The sequence below is a fragment of the Sphingomonas sp. Xoc002 genome, from assembly GCF_050408055.1.
GTDB classification, from domain to species: domain Bacteria; phylum Pseudomonadota; class Alphaproteobacteria; order Sphingomonadales; family Sphingomonadaceae; genus Sphingomonas; species Sphingomonas yabuuchiae.
This window is the reverse complement of the sequence record NZ_CP191175.1, coordinates 2,021,272-2,039,052: the sequence shown is the minus strand read 5'-3', so window position 1 is coordinate 2,039,052 and position 17,781 is coordinate 2,021,272. Positions and strand designations below refer to the sequence as shown.

The 17,781-nt window shown below is 67.2% G+C and carries 16 protein-coding genes; 13 read left to right on the top strand and 3 right to left on the bottom strand.

What is annotated here, in order from left to right:
* Positions 1-19: 19 nt before the first annotated feature.
* From ACQR50_RS09040 to ACQR50_RS09015, 6 genes are all read left to right on the top strand, one after another.
* Positions 20-2,440, top strand: coding sequence for a response regulator (locus ACQR50_RS09040; RefSeq protein WP_428968042.1), 2,421 nt, complete (start codon positions 20-22; stop codon positions 2,438-2,440).
* Positions 2,441-2,467: 27 nt separating this feature from the next.
* Entirely contained in the window at positions 2,468-2,830 is a 363-nt protein-coding gene (locus ACQR50_RS09035) for a response regulator (protein ID WP_428968041.1), read from the top strand.
* An 88-nt stretch (positions 2,831-2,918) separates the two neighbouring features.
* A complete protein-coding gene (ilvD, locus tag ACQR50_RS09030; protein WP_428968040.1) occupies positions 2,919-4,640 on the top strand; it encodes a dihydroxy-acid dehydratase in 1,722 nt (573 codons plus the stop codon).
* Positions 4,627-5,013 (top strand): hypothetical protein, encoded by a 387-nt coding sequence (locus ACQR50_RS09025; RefSeq protein ID WP_428968039.1) that lies wholly within the window; start codon positions 4,627-4,629, stop codon positions 5,011-5,013. The genes ilvD and ACQR50_RS09025 overlap by 14 nt, the downstream gene beginning before the upstream one ends.
* The gene (locus tag ACQR50_RS09020; protein ID WP_428968038.1) at positions 5,010-6,392 is read left to right on the top strand and encodes an NAD(P)H-hydrate dehydratase; all 1,383 of its coding nucleotides are present in this window, start codon (positions 5,010-5,012) and stop codon (positions 6,390-6,392) included. The genes ACQR50_RS09025 and ACQR50_RS09020 overlap by 4 nt, the downstream gene beginning before the upstream one ends.
* Positions 6,393-6,396: 4 nt before the next feature.
* Positions 6,397-7,593 carry a class I SAM-dependent RNA methyltransferase gene (locus tag ACQR50_RS09015; RefSeq protein WP_428968037.1) on the top strand — a complete coding sequence of 399 codons (1,197 nt, stop codon included), beginning with the start codon at positions 6,397-6,399 and terminating at the stop codon, positions 7,591-7,593.
* Here ACQR50_RS09015 and truA read toward each other — a convergent pair.
* Both truA and fmt read right to left on the bottom strand, forming a co-directional pair.
* On the bottom strand, positions 7,575-8,324 hold the full coding sequence (gene truA / locus ACQR50_RS09010; protein ID WP_428968036.1) for a tRNA pseudouridine(38-40) synthase TruA: 750 nt from the start codon (positions 8,322-8,324) through the stop codon (positions 7,575-7,577). The genes ACQR50_RS09015 and truA overlap by 19 nt on opposite strands.
* The gene (gene fmt, locus ACQR50_RS09005; RefSeq protein WP_428968035.1) at positions 8,321-9,226 is read right to left on the bottom strand and encodes a methionyl-tRNA formyltransferase; all 906 of its coding nucleotides are present in this window, start codon (positions 9,224-9,226) and stop codon (positions 8,321-8,323) included. Before fmt ends, truA begins: the two co-directional genes overlap by 4 nt.
* Positions 9,227-9,280: 54 nt before the next feature.
* Here fmt and recR point away from each other — a divergent pair, with 54 nt between their 5' ends.
* The 3 genes from recR (at position 9,281) to rmuC (ending at position 11,991) form a co-directional block, all read left to right on the top strand.
* Positions 9,281-9,877, top strand: coding sequence for a recombination mediator RecR (gene recR / locus ACQR50_RS09000; RefSeq protein WP_058744229.1), 597 nt, complete (start codon positions 9,281-9,283; stop codon positions 9,875-9,877).
* Positions 9,878-9,922: 45 nt separating this feature from the next.
* A complete protein-coding gene (def, locus tag ACQR50_RS08995) occupies positions 9,923-10,444 on the top strand; it encodes a peptide deformylase (protein ID WP_428968034.1) in 522 nt (173 codons plus the stop codon).
* Between the two features lie 92 nt (positions 10,445-10,536).
* Positions 10,537-11,991 carry a DNA recombination protein RmuC gene (gene rmuC / locus ACQR50_RS08990; RefSeq protein WP_428968033.1) on the top strand — a complete coding sequence of 485 codons (1,455 nt, stop codon included), beginning with the start codon at positions 10,537-10,539 and terminating at the stop codon, positions 11,989-11,991.
* 375 nt (positions 11,992-12,366) lie between these two features.
* Here rmuC and ACQR50_RS08985 read toward each other — a convergent pair whose 3' ends face one another.
* Positions 12,367-13,974, bottom strand: a complete 1,608-nt coding sequence (locus ACQR50_RS08985; protein WP_428968032.1) for a phosphoenolpyruvate carboxykinase — start codon at positions 13,972-13,974, stop codon at positions 12,367-12,369.
* Positions 13,975-14,184: 210 nt separating this feature from the next.
* Between ACQR50_RS08985 and ACQR50_RS08980 the strand changes: the two genes are divergently transcribed.
* Genes ACQR50_RS08980 through rapZ form a run of 4 tightly spaced genes read left to right on the top strand, consistent with a single transcriptional unit; the run spans position 14,185 to position 17,765 of the window.
* On the top strand, positions 14,185-14,892 hold the full coding sequence (locus tag ACQR50_RS08980) for a response regulator (protein WP_428968031.1): 708 nt from the start codon (positions 14,185-14,187) through the stop codon (positions 14,890-14,892).
* Positions 14,861-16,426: a sensor histidine kinase gene (locus ACQR50_RS08975; protein ID WP_076716401.1), complete on the top strand. Its 1,566-nt coding sequence runs from the start codon at positions 14,861-14,863 to the stop codon at positions 16,424-16,426. The genes ACQR50_RS08980 and ACQR50_RS08975 overlap by 32 nt, the downstream gene beginning before the upstream one ends.
* Positions 16,426-16,854, top strand: coding sequence for an HPr kinase/phosphorylase (locus ACQR50_RS08970; protein ID WP_428968030.1), 429 nt, complete (start codon positions 16,426-16,428; stop codon positions 16,852-16,854). The genes ACQR50_RS08975 and ACQR50_RS08970 overlap by 1 nt, the downstream gene beginning before the upstream one ends.
* On the top strand, positions 16,854-17,765 hold the full coding sequence (gene rapZ, locus ACQR50_RS08965; protein WP_428968029.1) for an RNase adapter RapZ: 912 nt from the start codon (positions 16,854-16,856) through the stop codon (positions 17,763-17,765). The genes ACQR50_RS08970 and rapZ overlap by 1 nt, the downstream gene beginning before the upstream one ends.
* Positions 17,766-17,781 lie beyond the last annotated feature (16 nt).

Sequence of the window (17,781 nt, the reverse complement as noted above, 5' to 3'; positions counted from 1 at the left end):
GCCGGATGATGGGTTAGCGATGGCGATCGCGTCCCTCGAGAGATTTCACCCCACCCGCGTTGCCGCCGCCGTATCGGTCGCGAGCGGAGCGGGCGCGGCCGCCCTGTTGTTCGTGGCGATCCGCAGCTGGGTCGTCGCGGCGGGGTTTCTGGCGGCCGCGCTGCTGGCCTTTGGTGTCATCCTGGTCTGGCGCATCCTGACGCCGAAGGTCGAGCATAGCCGACGCAGCGTCGACTGGGATTTTGCCCGCGTCGTGGCGGATGCCAGCCTGGATGCGATCGCCGTCACGGACCGGGCCGGGCGGCTGGTTTGCGCCAATGACGCCTATGCCTCGCTCTTCCCGACGATGCCGACCCCGCCGGGCGTGCCGCTCGATGCGGCGTCGGTGGAGACGCTGGCGGAGGCTGGACGGACCGCCTGGCGCGACAGGCTGGGCCGGGCGGACCGGATCGCGGTGATGGGCACCGAATTGTCGGTGCTGGTCACGCGCGCCGGTGACGAGGCCGATTTGCTGGTCTGGCGCTTCGCCATCGCCGAGGAACAGGACATGGCCGAGACGGTCGAGCGGCTGATCGGCGGCATCCATGGCGACCGACTGGGCACGGCGGGCATCATGGCGGCATTGATCGCGCCCGACGGCCGGGTGCGCGCTGCCAACCGCGTGCTGTGCGCTCGGGCGATGGGCGGCGAGATGATCTCGATCGTCGGCCGCGACTTCGCGACCTTCTTGGCCCATGATCCGGGCGGGCAGGTCCGCTTCGCCGCCGAACTGGCGAAGGGCGAAGGCAAGCCCCTGCGCATCCTGCAAATTCCCTTTGTCGAGGGGGAGGCCGCGCCGATGCTGGTCGCGCTGCTCGACGAAGATGAGCAACTAATCGCCCCCACAGGCACGAGCGCGGGCAGCCATGTTCGTGGCCTCGTCTCGCTGATGCCCTTCGGGATCGCGCTGGTCGACCGCGACGGGCGCTTCATCCAGATGAACTCGGCCTTTATGCGCGCCGCCGGGGTCAACGGCACCGCGCCGCCGCTCTATCCGGGCGATCTGGTGGTGCGCGAGGACAAGGCGGCGGTGGCGGATGCGATCCGGCGTTTCGCCAGCGGGGCGACGCATTCGGCCGATATGGCCGTCCGGCTGAAGGATCATCCCGAAGAGCCGGTCGCGCTGACCATCGCGGGCGCGCGCGGGCTTGGCGAAGCGGCAGTGCTGCTGAGCCTGAAGGACAATTCGGAGGAAAGCCGCCTGAAGCGCGAAGTCGCGCAGGCGACCAAGATGCAGGCGGTCGGCCAGCTGGCGGGCGGCGTCGCGCATGATTTCAACAATATCCTGACCGCGATCATCGGGCATTGCGACCTGATGCTGATGCGTCACTCGCCCGGCGACAGCGACTATGACGATATCCAGCAGATCCGCACCAACTCCAACCGCGCCGCCAGCCTGACCCGCCAGCTGCTCGCCTTCTCGCGCCAGCAGACGTTGCGGCCGCAGATCCTGCAACTGCCCGACGTCGTCTCCGAGGTGTCGAACCTGCTGAAGCGGCTGCTCGGCGAGCGGGTGCGGCTGGATGTCAGCCATGGCCGCAATCTGGGCCCGGTCCGCGCCGATCCGGGGCAGCTGGAGCAGGTGGTCGTCAACCTCGCGGTCAATGCGCGCGACGCGATCCTGGAGAATGAACCGGCGGGCGGCGGCATCCTGACCATCCAGACGCGCGCCGTGTCGATGGCCGACGCGCGTGCGCTCAACAACGATATCCTGCCCGCCGCCGATTACACCGCCCTCATCATGAGCGACAACGGGACCGGCATTCCACCCGAAATCCTCGGCAAGATCTTCGAGCCCTTCTTCACCACCAAGGAACTGGGCAAGGGGACCGGCCTGGGCCTGTCGACCGTCTACGGCATCATCAAGCAATCGGGCGGCTATATCTTCGCCGATTCGCCGTCGGGCGGCGGGGCGAAATTCTCCATCTACCTGCCGGTCCATGCCGCCCCGGCCGTCTCGCCGACCAAGGCAAGTCCGGCAAAGCCACCGGCCAAGGTCACGACCCCTTGGGGCTCGGGCACGATCCTGCTGGTCGAGGACGAGGATATGGTCCGCGCCGTCGCCGAACGCGCGCTGTCGCGACAGGGCTATACCGTCATCTCCGCCGAGAATGGCGAGGCGGCGCTGGAGATGCTCGACAAGCATGGCAAGCCCGACCTGCTGATTTCCGACGTGGTGATGCCGACCATGGACGGGCCGACGATGGTCGGTCTGGTCCGCAAACGCTATCCCGACCTCGCCGTGCTGTTCATGTCGGGCTATGCCGAGGAACAGCTGCGCAAGTCGATCACGCTGCCCAATGTCGGTTTTCTCCCAAAGCCCTTCTCGGTCCAGCAACTGGCCGAGGCGACGCAGGCGGCGCTGACGCAAGATGGCGGGCAGGGGCCGGATCGCAACTAGCGGCTGGCGCGGGGCGCAAAGCATGTTATGGCGATGCTGATGACAGAGCCCGTGCAGATCCTCATCGTCGAGGACGAACCCCTGATCGCCATGATGCTCGAGGATTTCCTGGACGTCCTCGACAAACAGGTCGCGGGCACCGTGGACAGCGTCGACGATGCGCTCGCGCGGGTGGCCGAGGGCGGTATCGATGCCGCCATTCTCGACGTCAACCTGCGGGGCGGCCAGAAGAGCACCCCCGTCGCCGAAGCGTTGGCCGAGCGTGGCGTGCCGTTCGTCTTCGCCACCGGCGGCGCCGACGATGCGGTGGACGAGCGGTTCCGTGATCGTCCCCGCCTGCAAAAGCCGTTCACGATGGATGGCGTGGCGAAAGCATTGGGTTCGCTCTGACCCGCTGACGCCTGCAAAGGCCCGGGATTGCGGGCCGTTGCGAAATTTGCTTGCGTCTGGGGGCTGTCTGGCGACATAGGCCTGCGCCATGACACGCCAATTCGACAAGTCTCGCCTGCCGTCCCGCCACGTTTCCGTCGGCCCGGAGCGCGCACCCCATCGCAGCTATTATTATGCGATGGGCATCCAGGAAGAAGATATCGCCAAGCCCTTCGTCGCGCTGGCGAGTGCGGGCAACAACTCGGCCCCCTGCAACACCACGCTCGACGCGCAGGCCGATGCCGCGCAGGCGGGGGTCATTCGCGGTGGCGGCATGCCGCGCCGTTTCAACACCATCACCGTGACCGATGGCATTGCGATGGGCCATCAGGGCATGAAGTCCTCGCTGGTCAGCCGCGAGGTCATCGCCGATTCGGTCGAACTGTCGGTGCGCGGCCACTGCTATGACGCGCTGGTCGGTTTTGCGGGGTGCGACAAGTCGCTGCCGGGCATGATGATGTCGATGCTGCGCCTGAACGTGCCCTCGATCTTCGTCTATGGCGGCTCGATCCTGCCCGGCCGTCATCACGACCGGGACGTGACCGTGGTCGACGTGTTCGAGGCGGTTGGGCAGCATGCGGCGGGCAATTGCCCGCTCCACGACCTGATCGCGCTCGAAAAGGTGGCCTGTCCCGGTCACGGCGCGTGCGGGGGTCAGTTCACCGCCAACACCATGGCGTGCGTCGGCGAGGCGATCGGCCTGTCGCTGCCCAACAGCAACATGATGCCTGCGCCCTTCCTCGACCGCCACGGCATCGCCGAGGCGGCGGGCGAGCAGGTGATGGAGCTGATCGCACGCAACATCCGTCCGCGCGACATCTGCACCCGCGAGGCGTTCGAGAATGCCGCGCGCGTCGTGGCGGCAACCGGCGGGTCGACCAATGCCGGGCTCCATCTGCCTGCCATGGCGAACGAGGCGGGGATCGACTTCGATCTGTTCGACGTCGCCGAAATTTTCAAGACCACGCCCTATATCGCCGACCTGAAGCCCGGCGGCCGCTATGTCGCCAAGGATATGTATGAGGCGGGCGGCGTCTATATGCTGATGAAGACGCTGCTGGCGGGCGGGTTCCTGCACGGCGACTGCATCACCGTGACCGGCAAGACGCTGGCCGAGAATATCGACGAGGTCACTTGGAACCCCGACCAGAAGGTCATCTACGACGTGAAGACCCCGCTCAGCCCGACGGGCGGCGTGGTCGGCCTGCGCGGCTCGCTGGCGCCCGAGGGAGCGATCGTGAAGGTGGCGGGCATGAAGCGTCTCCAGTTCGAGGGCGTCGCCAAGGTCTTCGACTGCGAGGAAGAAGCCTTCGCCGCCGTCGAGGCGCGCGCCATCACCGAGGGCACCGTCGTCGTCATTCGTTATGAAGGGCCGAAGGGCGGTCCGGGCATGCGCGAGATGCTGTCGACCACCGCCGCGCTGTATGGCCAGGGGCTGGGCGAGAAGGTCGCACTGATCACCGATGGCCGTTTCTCGGGCGGTACGCGCGGCTTCTGCATCGGCCATGTCGGTCCCGAAGCGGCCGATGGCGGCCCGATCGCGCTGGTTGAGAATGGCGACTCCATCCGCATCGATGCCGAGGCGGGCACGATCGACCTGCTGGTCGAGCCCGCCGTACTGGACGAGCGCCGCGCGCGCTGGACGCCGCGCGTGAACGATTATCAGGCCGGTGTGTTGTGGCGCTATGCCCAGAATGTCGGCCCCGCGCATCAGGGCGCGGTCACGCACCCCGGCGCCAAGTCCGAGCGCCACGTCTATGCGGATATCTGATCCGCGGTGGCTGGTCGGCGCCTTGGCGCTGGCCGGCTGCTCGGGCGGACAGGAAGAGCGGCAGGCGGCGGCACAGAACGGCCCCGCCGCCGAACAGAAACCCGGTCTCGCGATCGAATGCGCAATGGCGGGGGCACAGGCCTTCGCCCGTGACTGCACGGTGGAGCAATCGGGCGCAGGGAATGCGGTCGTGCTGACCGTGCGGCATCCCGATGGTGGGTTCCGGCGGCTTCAGGTGACGCGTGACGGGCGCGGCGTAGAGGCTGCTGACGGCGCCCAGCCCGCATCGGTAACGGTCGTCGGGGACCGGACGATTGAGATAGCAGTCGGTGGCGACCGCTATCGCCTGCCTGCCACGGTGGGGACACGGTGATCCCGATCGATGGCCTGCCCGTCCTGACCGGGGCCGAGATGCGTGCGGCCGAACAGGCGGCAATGGTCGGGGAGGTGACCGAGGCGACCCTGATGGATCGCGCCGGTTCTGCCATTGCACAGGCGGTGGCCCGGTTGGCCGCCGGGCGCGAGATACTGGTGCTATGTGGCCCGGGCAACAATGGCGGTGATGGCTATATCGCGGCTGCGGCGCTCAAGCGGCAGGGTTTGGCGGTACGGGTGGCTGCCAGCGAAGCGCCGCGCAGTACCAGAGCCTGCCGGGCAGCCGCAATTTGGGGCGGCGCGGTCGAAGCGCTGGATGGGGCGGCGCCTGCACCCGTCCTTGTCGATGCGATCTTCGGAACGGGTCTGTCGCGGCCGCCTTCCGACGAAATCCAGAATGTGCTGGCCCGACTTGCCGAGGCGGCATGGCTGCGCATCGCGGTGGACCTTCCGACCGGCGTGGCGACGGATAACGGCAAGGCGCTGGGCAGGGTGCCGCACTTCGACGTCACGCTTGCGCTGGGGGCGGTGAAGCCGTCGCATCTGCTGCAACCCGCCGCCAGCCTCATGGGTCAAGTGCGCTTGCTGGATATCGGCGTTGCTACCCGATCGCACGCGCGTACTCTGACACGACCGAACCTGCCCGAGCCGGATGCGAATTCGCATAAATACAGCCGTGGCATGGTCGCCGTCGTCGCAGGCAGCATGTCAGGCGCTTCGGAACTGGCGGCGCTCGCGGCTTTGCGGGCGGGGGCGGGTTATGTGCTCCACCTTGCATCCACTGGGGTATCCGGCTCGGCTGCCCCGCACGCCATCGTGCGGCGGGACTATAGGGCAGACGCACTGGGCGAGGATCGGATCGGTGCGGTCGTGATCGGCCCCGGCCTCGGTCGGGACGCCGATGCGTCGCAACGGCTTCGAGCAGCGCTTGCGAGCGGACGACCGCTGGTCATCGATGGCGACGCACTCCGGTCGGTCGATATCGAGACTCTGGCCGCCCATGCCGGACCCAAGATCCTCACCCCGCATGGCGGCGAGTTCACCCATCTGTTCGGCGAAGTCACCGACGACAAGCTTAGCGCCACCCGCCGTGCCGCCCGGCAAAGCGGAGCGGTCGTCGTGCACAAGGGCGCCGATACCGTCATCGCCGCCCCCGATGGCCAGGCGATCCTCTGTTCGGAGGCGAGCCCCTGGCTGTCCACCGCAGGGACCGGCGACGTGCTGGCCGGAGCGATCGGTGCAATGCTGGCGGCGGGGCTCGAACCGCTGGCAGCGGCGGAGGCGGGGGTATGGCTCCATGCCCAGGCCGCACGACGCCTGGGCAAGGCTTTCATCGCGGACGACTTGGCAGACGCGCTTTCCGCCGTCAGAGGCTGATCGCATGAGCGATACCATCATCCGCGTCGCCGCCCGGGGCGACGGCGTGACCGCGACCGGCCGCCACGCCGCCTTTGCCGCACCCGGCGACACCCTGTCGGCCGACGGCACCGTCATGCCCGGCCCGCATCACCAGACCCCGCCCTGCGGCCATTTCCCGCGCTGCGGCGGGTGCCAGCTCCAGCATCTCGATGACGAAAGTTATGCCGGGTTCGTCACCGACCGCATCGCCTCCGCGCTCGACGCGCAGGGCCTGACCGCGCCGCTGCGCCCCGCGCATTGCTCGCCCTCGCACAGCCGCCGTCGCGCGACCCTCCATGCTGAGGCAAAGGGCGGACGCGTGCTGATCGGCTTTTCGGAGGAAAAGAGCCACGCCATCGTCGACATGGCCGAATGCCATATCCTTCACCCCACGCTGTTCGCGCTGGTCGCCCCGCTTCGTGCTTTGCTCCAGCGGCTGGGGTTCAAGCGCCGCGGCGACGTCCATCTGGCGCTGGCCGATCAGGGCGCGGACATCCTCGTCACCAGCTTCTCACCCGACGGGCTGGAAGCGGCCGAGACGATCATCGCCTTCTGCCAGCGGCACGGCGTTGCACGTTTCTCGGTCGATGACGGCCTGGGCGCGGAAACGCGATGGGAGCCCGAGCCCGTGACGATCACTTTGGGCGGTGTCGGGGTTCCCCTGCCGCCCGGCGCCTTCCTACAGGCGACCGCCGATGGCGAGGCGGCTCTGGTCGCCGCCGTGCGTGAGGCGGTGGGCAATCCCCGCACCACCGCAGACCTGTTCGCCGGGCTCGGCACCTTCGCGCTGGCGCTGCCGGGCAAGGTCTATGCCGCCGAGGGCGCGCGCGATGCTATCCTGTCGCTGAAGGGTGCGGCGAATAGCGCAGGAAAGATGGTCTTTGCAGAGCATCGCGACCTGTACCGCCGCCCGCTGACCAAGGCGGAGCTGGACCGGTTCGACGCCATCGTGCTCGATCCGCCGCGTGCAGGCGCGCGGGATCAGGCCGATGCGCTGGCCAGCGCCGAGGTGCGCGCGGTCGCCTATGTCTCGTGCAATCCGTCCAGTTTCGCGCGCGATGCCAAGGCGATGGTCGATCAGGGGTGGCAGCTCGACTGGGTGCAGCCGGTGGGCCAGTTCCGCTGGTCGACCCATGTCGAACTGGCGGCCCGTTTCTCGCGTCAGCCTTCGTCCGGATAATCCGCCGCGACGAAGAACAGCCCGTCCGACGGCGCGTTCAGCCCCAGCTGCGCGCGGTCGCGGGCGTTCAGCGCCGCTTCGACATCGCCGGGTGACCAGCGGCCCATGCCGACCAGTGCCAGGCACCCGACCATCGACCGCACCTGGTGATGCAGGAAGGACCGCGCGGCGGCGCGGATGTACAGCCGTGTATCGACCCGCTCGACCGACAGCAGGTCGAGCGTCCGCACCGGACTGTCCGCCTGGCAATGAACCGAGCGGAAGGTCGTGAAGTCATGCCGCCCGACCAGCCGCGCGGCGGCGTCCGCCATGGCGGCTTCGTCGAGCGGCTGCGGCACCTGCCACGCCAATCCGGTTTCATGGGTCAGCGGCGCGCGGCGATTGACGATGCGATATTCATAGGATCGCCGGATGCACGAAAAGCGCGCATGCCAGTCGTCCGGCACCGTCAAGCAATTCAGCACCGCGACCGGGTTCGGCCTGATCCGCGCGTTGATCGCCTCCATCAGGCGGAAGGGGGCGATGACCTTGGCGATGTCCACATGCGCGCGCATCGCCAGACCGTGCACGCCCGCATCGGTCCGTCCGGCGGCGTGAACCGCAGTGCGCTCGCCGGTGACGGCATGGACGGCATCCTCCAGCGCCTGCTGAACGCTGGGGCCATGCGACTGGCGCTGCCAGCCCATGAAGGGCCGCCCGTCAAATTCGACCGTCAGCGCAAATCGCGTCAAAGCCGCGTCCCCGCCGGGATGGCAAAGCCGCGCAGCAGATCGTCGGCGCTCGATACGCCACGCCCGGCCCGCTGGACGCTGACCGGCCGGAGCGCGCCTTCGCCGCAGGCGATGGTCAGCCGGTCGTCCAGAACCTCGCCGGGGGCACCATGGCCGTCGTCCGGCTCGGCCAACAGCAGCTTGATCCGCTCACCCTGATATTCGAACCACGCACCGGGGGCGGGATGAAAGGCGCGGACCTGCCGCTCCAGCTCGACCGCGCTCCTGGCGAAATCCAGCCGCGTCTCGGCCTTGTCGATCTTGGCGGCATAGGTGACACCCTCGGCAGGCTGGGGCCGCGCCGGATAGCGTTCCGGGTCGGCCAGGACCTTGACCATCAGCTCGGCCCCCATCGTCGCCAGTTCGTCGGTCAAGTCGCCCGTCGTCTTGCGTCCGATCGGCGTCGATCCTTCCAGCCGGACCGGTCCGGTGTCGAGGCCCGCCTCCATCTGCATGATGCCTACGCCCGTCACGACATCGCCCGCCAGGATCGCACGCTGGATGGGGGCCGCGCCGCGCCAGCGCGGAAGCAGCGAGCCATGGACGTTCAAGCACCCTAGGCGCGGCGCGTCGAGGATCGCCTGCGGCAGGATCAGCCCATAGGCCGCGACCACCGCGATATCGGCCTCCAGCGCGGCAAACCGAGCCTGCTCCTCTGCCGAGCGCAGAGACACCGGCGTCATCACCGTTATGCCCAGACCTTCCGCCGTCTGCTGCACAGGCGAGGGGACCAGCTGCCGCCCGCGCCGCCCGCCGGGACGCGGCGGCTGGCTATAGCTGGCGACGACCTGATGCCCGGCCTCGACCAGCGCTTGCAGAACCGGGACGGCAAAGCCCGGCGTACCCATGAAGATGATCCGCATGGCAACGCCTCTCTGCGCTGGCGGGACGGCGCGCAACCCCCTATCTGTTCACACATGGCATCCCCCGAGATCGAGGCGCTCACCCAGGCGCTGGCGCGTATTCCTGGCCTTGGCCCCCGATCGGCTCGCCGCGCGGTCCTGCACCTGCTGAAAAAGCGGGAGGCGGCGCTGGTGCCGCTGCTGACCGCGCTGGGGGCGGTGGAGGAGCGGCTGGAGACCTGCTCGACCTGTGGCAATATCGACACCGCCAATCCGTGCGCGATCTGTGCCGACCCCAGGCGAGACGCGGGCGCGCTGTGCGTGGTGGAGGAGGTCGCCGACCTCTGGGCGCTGGAGCGGTCGCGGCTGTTTCCGGGGCGTTTCCATGTGCTGGGCGGGCGGCTCTCGGCGCTGGAGGGCGTGCGGCCCGAAGACCTGACCATCGACGCGCTGGTTCGCCGGATCGAGGGTGGCGGCGTCGACGAGGTCGTCCTGGCCATGAACGCGACGCTGGAGGGGCAGACCACCGCCCATTATATCGCCGAGCGAATCGAGCGTTTCCCGGTGCGCGTGACCCAGCTCGCCCATGGCCTGCCGGTCGGTGGCGAACTGGACTATCTGGATGAAGGCACGCTGGCCCAGGCGTTGCGCGCCCGGCGGCCGGTGGTCTGATCCGCTGGCTTGACGGTTCGGGTCGCTGACCGTAGCGAAATCGTCATGGCCATTCTTCCGATCGTCGAAATTCCCGACCCCCGCCTGCGTCTCGTCTCCAAGCCTGTCGAGACGGTGGACGACACCGTCCGCCAGCTCGTGTCCGACATGATCGAGACGATGTACGACGCGCACGGCATCGGCCTTGCCGCGATTCAAGTCGGCGTCGATCAGCGCATTCTCGTCATCGACCTTCAGGAGGAAGAGGATGAGGAAGGCAAGCCGGTCAAGAACCCCAAGGCCTATATCAACCCGGAAGTCCTGTCGGTCAGCGACGAGCTGTCCACCTATAACGAGGGCTGCCTGTCGATCCCCGAGCAATATGCCGAGGTGAAGCGGCCCGCCTCCTGCCGCGTGAAGTGGCTGGACGAAAAGGGCGAGGGGCATGAGGCGGAGCTCGACGGCTTGCTCGCGACCTGCATGCAGCATGAGATCGATCACCTGAACGGCGTGCTGTTCATCGATCATGTCAGCCGGTTGAAGCGCGACATGCTGATGCGCAAGCTGAACAAGATGCGCAAGGGCTGACCTTTCCCGGCTCGGCCGGTCGAATGACCTTGTTCGACCGGCTTCGTTCGTTCTATGTTCCGCCCTGTCCCTCAGTCTGACAGGTTGTCGAAATGCCCGAATTGATCGCCGTTGCCCTGCTCGCCCTGTTGCTGGGGGGCGTGGTCGGCTGGCTGGCCGCGCGGCGAAAGGCCGATGGCCTGGCCGCCGAACTGGCGACCGCCAGGACCCGTGCGGGGGAAGTGGAGCCGCTGCGCGCCGCCCGCGACGCCGCCGAGCGCGAACGGAGCGAGGCGCTTCAGGCGCTGGCCGAACTGCGCGGCCGCGCCGCCGATCTCGATGTCATCCGGGCGGCACGCGACGCCGTCGAAGCCGAGCGCAACGCCGCGCATCGCGAGCTGGCCGAATTGCGGGCTCGCGCGCAGGAGCGCGAAACGGCCTATGCCCAGACGCTGGAGGCGCTGGGGCAGGCCCGCGAACAGATCAACGCCCAGTTTGGCGAGGCCGCTGCTCGGGCACTGGAAGTCGCCCAGCGCCAGTTTCTGGAACGCGCCGAGGCGCGCTTCCGCCAGTCGGAAGAGGCCTCCGGCCAGACGCTCAAGGCCCTGCTCGATCCCGTTCACCAGCGGCTCCAGCGCTATGAGGAAGGGGTGCGCAAGGTCGAGGACGAGCGCCGCGATGCGTTCGGCGAATTGAAGGGTCAGATCGAGGCGATGCGGATCGGCCAGGAGCGCGTCTCGGGTGAGGCGGCCAAGCTGGTCAATGCGCTGCGCAACGCTCCCAAGGCGCGCGGGCGTTGGGGCGAGCAGCAGCTTCGCAACGTGCTGGAGAGCTGCGGTCTGTCCGAACATGCCGATTTCCAGACCGAGGTCAGCGTCGATGACGGCGAGGGCGGTCGCCTGCGCCCCGACGCGATCGTGCGCGTGCCGGGCGGCAAGGCACTGGTGATCGATGCCAAGGTGTCGCTCAACGACTATCAGGATGCCTTTGGCGCGGTCGATGAGCCCGAGCGGCAGTTGGGGCTGGCCCGCCATGCCGCCGCGATGCGCGCGCACGTCAACGGCCTGGGCAACAAGAGCTATTGGAACCAGTTCGAGGACGCGCCGGACTATGTCATCATGTTCGTCCCCGGCGAGCATTTCCTGTCGGCGGCGCTGGAGAATGACCCGACGCTGTGGGATTTCGCGTTCGACAAGCGTGTGCTGCTGGCGACGCCCACCAATCTGATCGCGATCGCGCGGACGGTCGCGGCGGTCTGGCGGCAGGAAAAGCTGGCGCAGGAAGCGCGGCAGATCGGGGCGCTGGGCAAGGAACTCTATGCACGTCTTGCCGTGATGGGCGGCCATGTGTCGAAGCTGGGCAAGAACCTCGATACCGCGATGACGGCCTACAACGCCTTTGTCGGCAGCCTGGAGAGCCAGGTGCTGACCAGCGCGCGACGCTTCGAGGCGTTGAATATCGACACCGGCGGCAAGAGCATCGACTCGCCACCGATCGGCGAACAGGCGGTGCGTCCACTGACCAAGCTGCTGCCGGTGGCGGATCTAACCGAGGCGGAGGCGGAGTAGGGTTTTTCCGTCAATCTGATCGACATTCTTTCCCCTCGCCCCTCATAGAGGGGAGAGGGTTGCGCAGACTTGGTCTTTGCGAAAGCAAAGGCCTAGTCGAAGCTGGGTGAGGGGTGTTGCGCTCGCTCTGCGAGCGCGCGAGCCAAAGGCTCGCTCAACCCCTCACCCAAGCTGCGCTAGCCAGCAGGCTGGCAAGCTCCGCTAACCCTCTCCCCTATCCAGGGGAGAGGGAAGTGCAGGCAGCATAGCTGTCGATTGCCCCTAAATCCCAAATTTCGCGGGGGCGGTTGCCGGGTTGGCGATCATCTCGCGATAACCTGGGATACCAGTTTCAAATGACGGGGAGGCGTCCCTTAAGAACGCCTCCCCGATCCATCAGGCCGCAACCTTACCCTTCGGCGCCGCCGCGCGAACGCCCTCGTCGACATGGTCGGCGAACTGCTTGAAGTTCTCGTTGAACAGGCCGACCAGCTTGGCGGCCGTCGCGTCATAGGCGGTCTTGTCCGCCCAGGTGTCGCGCGGGTTCAGGATCGCTGCATCGACGCCGGGCACCGATACCGGAACCTGGAAGCCGAAATTCGGGTCGGTCCGGAACTCGACCTGGTTCAGGCTGCCGTCGAGCGCGGCGTTGAGCAGCGCGCGGGTCGCCTTGATCGGCATACGGTTGCCGACGCCATACTTGCCGCCGGTCCAGCCGGTGTTGACCAGCCAGCAATCGACCCCGCCCTTGGCGATCCGCTCCTTCAGCAGATTGCCGTAGACCGAGGGATGGCGGGGCATGAACGGCGCGCCGAAACAGGTCGAGAAGGTCGCATCCGGCTCGGTCACGCCGATCTCGGTACCCGCCACGCGCGCGGTATAGCCTGAAAGGAAGTGATACATGGCCTGTTCGGGCGTCAGCTTGGCGATCGGCGGCAGGATGCCATAGGCGTCCGCCGTCAGCATCACGATGTTGCGCGGTACGCCTCCCATATTGTCCTTCGACGCATTGGGGATGAAGTCGATCGGATAGGCACCCCGGCTGTTCTCGGCCAAGCTATTGTCGTTCAGGTCGAGCTGGCGCGTGACCGGGTCCATGACGACATTCTCCAGCACCGTGCCGAAGCGCTTGGTGGTCGCGAAGATCTCCGGCTCGGCCTCGGGCGACAGGCGGATCATCTTGGCGTAGCAGCCGCCCTCGAAATTGAAGACCGCCGTGTCCGACCAGCCATGCTCGTCATCGCCGATCAGCGTCCGGCTGGCATCGGCCGACAGGGTCGTCTTGCCGGTGCCCGACAGGCCGAAGAACACGGCCGTCGAGCCGTCCGCGCCCATGTTCGCCGAACAGTGCATCGGCATCACGCCGGTGGTCGGCAGCAGATAGTTGAGCAGGCCGAAGACCGACTTCTTCATTTCGCCCGCATAACGCGTGCCGCCGATCAGGATCAGCTTCTCGGTCATGTTGACCGCGATTACCGTCGAAGAGCGGCAGCCATGACGCGCGGGGTCGGCGCGGAAGCTGGGCAGATCGATGATGGTGTATTCGGCGGCGAACTTGCGCAGCTCATGCTCTTCGGGACGAACGAGCATCGTGCGGATGAACAGATTGTGCCAGGCCAGCTCGGTCACGACGCGCACGCGGACGCGGTGCTCGGGCTGCGATCCGCCATACAGGTCCTGGACGAACAGGTCTTCCTTCTGGCCAAGCGCGGCGAAGAAATCGGCCTTCAGCGCGGCGAAATCGTCCGGGCTCATCGGCTTGTTGGTCTTGCCCCACCAGACGGTGTCGCGGGTCGTGTCGTCGCGGACCATGAACTTGTCCTGCGCCGAACGGCCGGTGTGCTCGCCCGTCTCGACGACCAGCGGACCGTCGGCCGACAGCTTGCCCTCACCGCGCGCGACGGCGGTTTCGATCAGCCGTGCGGTGACGAGGTTCCAATGCAGGGTGGCACGGGTCTCGATCCCCTGGGCCTGCAGACCGATCTCCGGAATCCGTTCGTTCATAAGAGCTTCCTCGTTCCCCAAGGCGGCGGGTCCTGACGGCCCGGCGCTGTTTCACCGCACGCGAATACGTATGCGTTGGATCGTCCCATACGCCATTTGTTTAACACGTCAAACACGCTGTATGGCGAAGATGGTTGAGCCGTGTCTCACTTTGGCTTAACCGAGGGCCATGGCGGTCTTTTCGCATGACACGGGTCCGGGAGCGGTCGCATGACGGCCACCATTGCGCTGGTCGATGACGACCGGAACATCCTGACCTCGGTATCGATCGCGCTACAGGCCGAGGGTTTCGTGACGCGCGTCTATGCGGACGGCGAGGCGGCGCTGAAGGCGTTGATCGACAACCCGCCCGACCTGGCGATCTTCGACATCAAGATGCCGCGCATGGATGGGCTGGAGCTGCTCCGCCGCTTGCGTGAGAAGAGCCAGATTCCCGTCATCTTCCTGACCAGCAAGGACGATGAGCTGGATGAGGCGCTGGGTCTGGCGATGGGCGCGGACGATTACATCGCCAAGCCCTTTTCGCAGCGGCTGCTGATCGCCCGCATCCGGGCGATCCTGCGCCGGTCGGAATATGTCGGTGCGCCGCAGGGCACGCCCGCCGCCGATGTGCAGGGGCCGCTGACGCGTGGACGACTTGCCATGGACCCGGCGCGGCATCGTGTGACGTGGAAGGGAGAGCCAGTCACGCTGACCGTCACCGAGTTCCTGATCCTGGAGACGCTGGCGCAGCGACCCGGAATCGTGCGCACCCGCAACCAGCTGATGGATGCGGCCTATCAGGACGACATCTATGTCGACGACCGCACGATCGACAGCCATATCAAGCGCCTGCGCCGCAAATTCCGTCAGGTAGACCCCGAATTCGACGCCATCGAGACGCTCTATGGCGCCGGTTACCGATTCTCCGAGGAGTGAAGCCCCCGACCTGGCGTTGCGCTGGTCGGGCCAGATTTCGCTGACCCAGCGGATTCTGGCGCTCAACATCTTTGCGCTGCTGCTGCTGGCGGGCGGTTTTTTCTATCTCGATTCCTATCGTGCCCGATTGCTCGACAACCGGGAGGCCCAGTCGCTCCGCGAAGTGCGGCTGATGGGCGAGGCGCTGAGTTCGGTACGCAGCGAGGAACGCGACCTGCTGGTCGTCCGGCTGGCGCGCGACACGGGCGGGCGCATCCGGCTGTTCGATGCCGCCGGGCGACTGGTCGCCGACAGCCGGGCGCTGGGCGTGCGCAACGTCGTGCTCCGCGATCCGGACAAGCAGGATTGGGGGCAGGCGATCGCCCGCTTCCTGGATGCGGGGATCGACACCGTGGTCGGCGCCGCCCGGCCGCCGCTCTATCGTGAGCGTCGCGGCGGTGCCGAATGGCCGGACGTCCGTGCGGCGCGGGACGGACGTGTCTCCGCCTCGGTCTGGCGTGCGCCCGATCGCACGCCGGTCATCACCGCCGCTGCGCCGTTGCCGAGCGGCGGGGCGCTCATGGCGACCGAGAATGCGCGCTTCATCACCGAGACGGTTCGGATCGAACGGTTTCGGTTGAGCGTGTTGCTGGCGCTGGTGGCGCTGATTTCGGTGCTGTTGTCGCTGTTCCTGGCGCGCACCATCGTCCGCCCGTTGCGGCGGCTGGCACGCGCTGCGGTGCGGGTTCGGCTGGGCCGGGCGCGGGAGGTCGTGGTGCCGCGCCTGCCCGATCGTCGCGACGAACTGGGGATGCTGGCCCGCGCGCTTTCCGACATGAGCCTGGCGCTGCGTGCCCGGATCGACGCGACCGAGGCCTTTGCGGCGGACGTGACGCACGAGTTGAAGAACCCGCTCGCTTCGCTCCGCTCCGCCGTCGACACGCTAGAGACGGTCCACGACCCGGACCTCCAGGCGCAGTTGCTGGCGATCGTTCGCGACGATGTGCGGCGCCTCGATCGGCTGATCACCGACATTTCCGACGCCTCCCGGCTCGATGCCCAGCTGAGCCGGGCCAAATTCGATCCCGTCGATCTGAATGCGCTTCTCGCCGGGTTGATCGCGCAGCGCGAGGCACGCGGGGTCGAACGGGGCATCCGCCTCCGTTTCGACTCGACCGAGCCCGGCCCGGCGATGGTATCCGGCGAAGGAGCACGGTTGGAGCGGGTGTTCGAGAACCTGATCGACAATGCCCTATCCTTTTCCCCCGACGAGGCGGTGGTCGCGATCAGCCTTGCGGGCGAACCGGACGATTGGGTCGTGCGGGTCGAGGACGAGGGGCCGGGCGTGCCCGAGGAAGCGCGCGAGGCGATCTTCCGCCGCTTCCATTCGATACGGCCGAGCTCGGAGAATTTCGGACGCCATTCCGGGCTGGGCCTCGCCATCGCCCGGACGATCGTCGAGGCGCATCAGGGGCGCATCCATGTCGAGTCGCGCGAGGACCGGATGAGCGGAGCACGCTTCGTGGTGCGCCTGCCGCTGGCTGCGATCGTCTGATGGGCGAGCTCATCCATGCCACCTGCGTGACGATCGGCGGCATCGGGGTGATGCTGCGCGGACCGTCGGGAACCGGAAAATCCGATCTGGCGCTGCGGTTGATCGACCGGGGAGCGGCGCTGATCGGGGACGATTATGTCGAGGCAACGGCCAGGGACGGTACTCTGCATGTCACCGTGCCGGAGCGGATCGCCGGACTGATCGAGGTTCGCGGCGTCGGCATCCTGCCTTATCCGTACCGGGCCAGCGCGACCATCGACCTCGTCGTCGAACTGCATGTCGACCCGGATACCGAAGAACGTCTGCCCGAGGCACGACAGACCGTGATCGCGGGCGTCTCACTCCCAATATACAGGCTTAATCCGCGTCCCGCTTCGGCCCCGATCAAGGTCGAGTTGCTGGCGTCTCGCCTCAAGGAATGCCCGTAATGGACCGAAAACGCATCTTGCTGGTGACCGGCATGTCCGGGGCCGGCACTTCGACCACGCTCAAGACGCTGGAAGACCTGGGCTGGGAGGTGGTCGACAATCTGCCGCTCTTCCTGCTGAACGGTCTGCTGGAGGCCGCGCCGCCCCAGGGCATGGAGGGCAAGAACCGGCCGCTGGCGATCAGCATCGGCGTGCGGACCCGCGACTTCGCACCCGACCAGATCACCCAGAGCATTCGGCGTCTGAACGAGCGCCCCAATCTGGCCATCGAGACGCTGTTCCTGAATTGCGGCGGCGCGGAGTTGAAGCGCCGCTATGCCGAGACGCGGCACCGCCATCCGCTGGCGATGGACCGGGCCGCCGATGACGGCATCGCGCATGAGCGCGCCCTGTTGGCCCCGGTCCGCGACATGGCGGACCGTCTGCTCGACACGACCAACATGACCAGCAATGACCTCGGCAACTGGCTGCGCGCCAATTACGCGGTCGACGGCCTCAGCGAGCCGGTGCTGACGGTCATGTCCTTCGGCTTTTCCAAGGGGCTGCCGCGCAACGCCGACCTGGTCTTCGACATGCGGTTCCTGCGCAACCCGCACTGGTCGGCCGAGCTGCGTCCCGGCACCGGCTTGGACAAGGGGGTCATCGACTATATCCGGCATGACCCGGCCTATGAGACGGCCGTGGGGCAGATCGAGACGCTGCTCGACACGCTGGTGCCACGTTATATTGCGAGCGGAAAATCTTACATCACCATCGCGATAGGCTGTACCGGCGGGAGACACCGGTCGGTGCATGTCGCCGAACGCATCGCGGGACGGTTGCGCCAGAGCGGTTTTTCCCCCACGGTGGTGCATCGTGATTTGGGTGCCGTGCCGAAAGACTCTTTGGAAGCCAGGCCGGCCAAACAATGATGGATATGCGTGTCTG

What these genes read in the sequence shown, in the direction of transcription:
- ilvD (WP_428968040.1), top strand. Translation starts at nt 2,919, where the DNA reads ATGACACGCCAATTCGACAAGTCTCGCCTGCCGTCCCGCCACGTTTCC.
- ACQR50_RS08980 (WP_428968031.1), top strand. Translation starts at nt 14,185, where the DNA reads ATGACGGCCACCATTGCGCTGGTCGATGACGACCGGAACATCCTGACC.
- ACQR50_RS08975 (WP_076716401.1), top strand. Translation starts at nt 14,861, where the DNA reads ATGGCGCCGGTTACCGATTCTCCGAGGAGTGAAGCCCCCGACCTGGCG.
- ACQR50_RS09025 (WP_428968039.1), top strand. Translation starts at nt 4,627, where the DNA reads ATGCGGATATCTGATCCGCGGTGGCTGGTCGGCGCCTTGGCGCTGGCC.
- ACQR50_RS08985 (WP_428968032.1), bottom strand. Translation starts at nt 13,974, where the DNA reads ATGAACGAACGGATTCCGGAGATCGGTCTGCAGGCCCAGGGGATCGAG.
- ACQR50_RS09015 (WP_428968037.1), top strand. Translation starts at nt 6,397, where the DNA reads ATGAGCGATACCATCATCCGCGTCGCCGCCCGGGGCGACGGCGTGACC.
- rmuC (WP_428968033.1), top strand. Translation starts at nt 10,537, where the DNA reads ATGCCCGAATTGATCGCCGTTGCCCTGCTCGCCCTGTTGCTGGGGGGC.
- def (WP_428968034.1), top strand. Translation starts at nt 9,923, where the DNA reads ATGGCCATTCTTCCGATCGTCGAAATTCCCGACCCCCGCCTGCGTCTC.
- ACQR50_RS09035 (WP_428968041.1), top strand. Translation starts at nt 2,468, where the DNA reads ATGGCGATGCTGATGACAGAGCCCGTGCAGATCCTCATCGTCGAGGAC.
- ACQR50_RS08970 (WP_428968030.1), top strand. Translation starts at nt 16,426, where the DNA reads ATGGGCGAGCTCATCCATGCCACCTGCGTGACGATCGGCGGCATCGGG.
- ACQR50_RS09040 (WP_428968042.1), top strand. Translation starts at nt 20, where the DNA reads ATGGCGATCGCGTCCCTCGAGAGATTTCACCCCACCCGCGTTGCCGCC.
- fmt (WP_428968035.1), bottom strand. Translation starts at nt 9,226, where the DNA reads ATGCGGATCATCTTCATGGGTACGCCGGGCTTTGCCGTCCCGGTTCTG.
- recR (WP_058744229.1), top strand. Translation starts at nt 9,281, where the DNA reads ATGGCATCCCCCGAGATCGAGGCGCTCACCCAGGCGCTGGCGCGTATT.
- rapZ (WP_428968029.1), top strand. Translation starts at nt 16,854, where the DNA reads ATGGACCGAAAACGCATCTTGCTGGTGACCGGCATGTCCGGGGCCGGC.